The sequence below is a fragment of the Kitasatospora sp. NPDC093558 genome (genome assembly GCF_040683475.1).
Lineage (GTDB): Bacteria > Actinomycetota > Actinomycetes > Streptomycetales > Streptomycetaceae > Kitasatospora.
The window spans coordinates 1-2,809 of record NZ_JBFBDY010000732.1; the positions used below are offsets into that span (position 1 = coordinate 1).

The 2,809-nt window shown below is 76.1% G+C and carries 1 protein-coding gene and 3 pseudogenes; 3 read left to right on the forward strand and 1 reads right to left on the reverse strand.

The window, feature by feature from the left end; genetic code table 11:
- Nucleotides 1-89, forward strand: a pseudogene (locus AB0O00_RS34425) (glyoxalase); the annotation flags it as partial.
- A 24-nt stretch (nt 90-113) separates the two neighbouring features.
- Here AB0O00_RS34425 and AB0O00_RS34430 read toward each other — a convergent pair.
- On the reverse strand, nt 114-1,124 hold the full coding sequence (locus tag AB0O00_RS34430; protein WP_363658568.1) for a DUF2690 domain-containing protein: 1,011 nt from the start codon (nt 1,122-1,124) through the stop codon (nt 114-116).
- 161 nt (nt 1,125-1,285) lie between these two features.
- Between AB0O00_RS34430 and ligD the strand changes: the two are divergent.
- Together ligD and AB0O00_RS34440 are read left to right on the forward strand one after the other, a co-directional pair.
- A pseudogene (gene ligD / locus AB0O00_RS34435) lies at nt 1,286-2,167 on the forward strand (non-homologous end-joining DNA ligase); the annotation flags it as partial.
- Nucleotides 2,168-2,218: 51 nt separating this feature from the next.
- A pseudogene (locus AB0O00_RS34440) lies at nt 2,219-2,809 on the forward strand (DNA ligase); the annotation flags it as partial.

Sequence of the window (2,809 nt, forward strand, 5' to 3'; positions counted from 1 at the left end):
CCGACTACGGCTCGCGCGACTTCGCCGCCGCCGACCCGGAGGGCAACCGCTGGTACTTCGGCACCTACCCGGGCTCCCCGCGGCCGTGACGACCGAACCCGGAGCGGGCCCCGTCACTGCGGCGTCGGGTTCGTCGCTTCGGCGCTCGGCGCTGCAGAAGGCGTCAGGGTCGGCGTCGGGACCGGAGCGACCGGTGCCGTCGCCGGGTCCATGATCACCGGGGTGCAGCCGCGGCTGCTGTCCGGCTGCTCGCCGCAGACCTGGACCCGGCTGTCGTTCTGGGACGCGTCCACCATCGACGAGTACGCGTCGTACCCCCAGTGGACCAGCGCCGTCTGGTTCTGCCCCGCCGAGTTGGTGATGGTCGCCCGATACCCCGCCGTGGCGTCCGTGATCTTCGCCCAGGCCGCCCGGCAGCGGTGGCTGTAGCGCACGTAGATGGTCATCTGCCGCACGTTGGCGGTCGCGATCGTCGTGGCGTCAGCACCGCATCCGCTGGCCTGCGGGTCCTTCCCCACGCAGCCCGCGGCCTCGCACAGCGCCGTGGCCTGGGCGGACGCCGGGGCGGTGGCCGTGGGCGCCGCGAGGCCGGCGGCGGACGGTGCCACCGCGGCCATCGGGCGGCGCTCGGGCGTGCCCCCGTCGTCCAGGGCGAGGACGGCGACGAGGGCGGCGGCGCCGGCCGCCGAGGCCGCCGCGGCCCACCACCAGATCCGGCGCGGCCGGGCCGCGGGCTCCGGCTCCCCCTCCGGACGCGACTCCGGACGCAACGGCGGCTCGGCAGCCCCCGGTAAGTCCGCCGCCGGAAGGACCTCCGACACCGCGCCGCCGGCCACCATGCCACTGGCCGCCATGCCCCGGGCAACCGCCGCCCGCAGCACCTCCAGCGCGGCGTACTCCCCCTCCGGCACCCCCGCCAGCGCCCCGAAGGCGGCCAGCGCCGCCTCCGTCACCACGCGCTCCCCGTTCAGCCACCGGTGCCACGACGACTTGCTGTAGTGCGTCTTCGCCGCCAGCTCCGCCAGCGTCAGCCCCGACCCGTCCTTCAGCGCCCGCAGCCCCGCCACGAGCTCCCGCTCCTGCGGCCCCAGCCTCGCCGGCAGCGCCCGCCAGTCACCGACCATCGCCCCGATCCCCCTTGACGCAGCGTCAGTTCGCAAACCGTCGGCAGCATAACTCCCCCACCGACCGTACGGGCGTGTACACGGAAAGCTACGCTCGCGCCCGCCCCGCACCCCGGGCAGACTGACAGCGGGGGCCACACCGACGGCTTCGGAGGCGGCCCATGCCGCAGATGGTGGTGGACGGGCGCACGCTCGCGCTCTCCCACCTCGACAAGGTCTACTACCCGCGGACCGGCACCCTGAAGGGCGAGGTCCTCAGCTACTACGCCGCCGTCCACACCGCCCTCCTCCCCCACCTGCACGACCGCCCGGTCTCCTTCCTGCGCTGCCCCGACGGCGTCGAGGCCGAGGTGTTCATCGCCAAGAACCCGCCCGCCGGCACCCCACGCTGGATCCGCACGGCCGAGGTGCCCAGCGACAGCGGCGACCTGCGCCAGGTCGTCCTGGACGACGGCGCCGCGCTGCTCTGGGCCGCCAACCTCGGCTGCCTCGAACTGCACGTCCCGCAGTGGCACGCCGCCGCGCCCGGCCTGGCCGACCGCCTCGTCCTCGACCTCGACCCGGGCGAGGGCGCGACCGTCCTCACCTGCCGGACGGTCGCCGGGCTGCTCCGCGAGCGGCTCGCCGCGGACGGGCTCGCCGCCTGGGCCAAGACCTCGGGCTCCAAGGGCCTGCACCTGCTCGTCCCGCTCGAACCCACCCCGAGCGCCCGCGTCTCCGCCTACGCCAAGGCCCTGGCCGCCGCCCTGGAGGCCGACCACCCCGAGCTCGTCGTCCACACCATGGCCAAGGCCCGCCGGACCGGGCGGGTCTTCGTCGACTGGTCTCAGAACAACGCCAAGAAGACCACCGCCGCCCCGTACACACTGCGCGCCCGCCCGCTGCCCACGGTCTCCACCCCGGTCACCTGGGAAGAACTCGCCGAGGCCGACGCCGAGGAGGACCTCGTCTTCACCCTCGCCGACGTCCCCGAGCGGCTCGCCGCCCACGGCGACCTCCTCGCCCCGCTCCTCGACCCCGAGCGCGCCCGCCCCCTCCCGGCCGGCCCGGCACCCGGGCCCGACCGCCAGGTGCTCCGCCCGCCCGTCGAGGTCATGCGCCCGGCCGCCGTCCCGGCCGTCCCGCCACCGGACGGGCTCGGCGGCGGGGGCGTGCAGTACGAGCTCAAGCTGGACGGCTTCCGCTGCCTCGCCTTCGCCCGCGGGGACCGCCCCGCCTACCTCCAGTCCCGCAGCGGGCGCGACCTCGCCCCGGACTTCCCGCCGATCGCCGCCGCCGTCGCCCGGCTGCCCGAGGGGCTCGTGCTCGACGCCGAGCTCGTCGCCTGGCGGGCCGGCCGGTTCGCCTTCGAGGAGCTCCTGCGCACCCGTCAGGCCCGCGCGGGTGACGACGTCGCGCTCGGACTGATCGCCTTCGACGTCCTCGCCCTCCCGGGCCGCGACGTGCGCCGGCTGCCCCTCGCCGACCGCCGCCGGCTGCTGCTCGCCGCGCTCGCGGACGTCCCGCCGCCGATCCAGCCCGTCATGGCCACCACCGACCGCACCGAGGCCCTGGACTGGATGGAGCGCCTCGCGGCCACCGGCGTGGAGGCCGCGCGCCCGGGCGATGTGGGTCTCCACCTTCCACAGCGCGTGCGTGCGGATCCTGCGCCGCGAGTCCAAGGTGCTGGGCTTCACGTCCAGCTT